This is a genomic window from Burkholderia sp. Ac-20392 (genome assembly GCF_017104585.1).
Classification (GTDB): Bacteria; Pseudomonadota; Gammaproteobacteria; order Burkholderiales; family Burkholderiaceae; genus Burkholderia; species Burkholderia lata.
Map to the genome: position 1 here is coordinate 1 of NZ_JAAGPB010001082.1, position 854 is coordinate 854.

1 pseudogene is annotated in these 854 nt (G+C 72.6%); it reads right to left on the reverse strand.

What is annotated here, in order from left to right:
- Positions 1 to 854: pseudogene (locus G3N99_RS40895) on the reverse strand (malto-oligosyltrehalose synthase); the annotation flags it as partial.

The following is an 854-nucleotide window of genomic DNA, read 5'->3' on the forward strand; positions in this document are numbered from 1 at the left end:
CTGCGCGAACGCGACGCGCGCCGCGTGCAGCGCGGCGGCGTCCGCACGCGGCACGTGTATGACCGGCAACCCGAGCCAGGTGGCGACGTGATCGAGCGCGAACCGGTCGGACGGATCGACGGCCGCGCACGCGCGTGCGTACGCATGCGCGAGCACGCGGCGATCGGCGTCGGCGGGTGCTTCATCGTGCGCCGGATACATCCGGTACACGGGCAACTGCACCGCGAGTTCACCCAGTACGCGCCGAATCGCGATCAGGCTGACGTCACGCGTCGCGGGCGCCGCACGTGCCATGCCGTGCAATGCCCGCGCGGCGCGCACATGCTCGACGGCGAGCTGGCGCATCAGCACGCGCCGCTTGCCGTCGAGCGCTTCCTGCGCGAAGGTGCGCGACGAACCCGATACGTGCGCCCAGTGCGCGCCCAGCGGCGCGGCGCCGGCCGGATCGTGCAGCAGCGCGCCGACATCGTTCATGAAGTCGTAGCCGGTCGTGCCGTCGACGGCCCAGTCGGCGCGCAGCGCCTCGCCGGGCGCGAGGATCTTCTCGACGACGACGTATGGCCGTGCGTCCCGTTGCGCGGCAAGTCGCTCGTGCAGCCGCCGGCAGTACGCGCGCGGATCGGCGAGGCCGTCGACGTGATCGACGCGCAGGCCGTCGATATACCCGGCCGCATGCAGTCGCAGCGGCAGCGCATGGACGGCGTCGAACACCGCGTCGTCGTCGACACGGACGGCCGCGAGCGTCGCGATGTCGAAGAAGCGCCGCCAGTTCAGCTCGTCGGCGGCCGTGCGCCACCACGCGAGCCGGTAGTGCTGGCGTTCGAGCAGCCGGTGCAGGCAGGCGCGCGAACGGG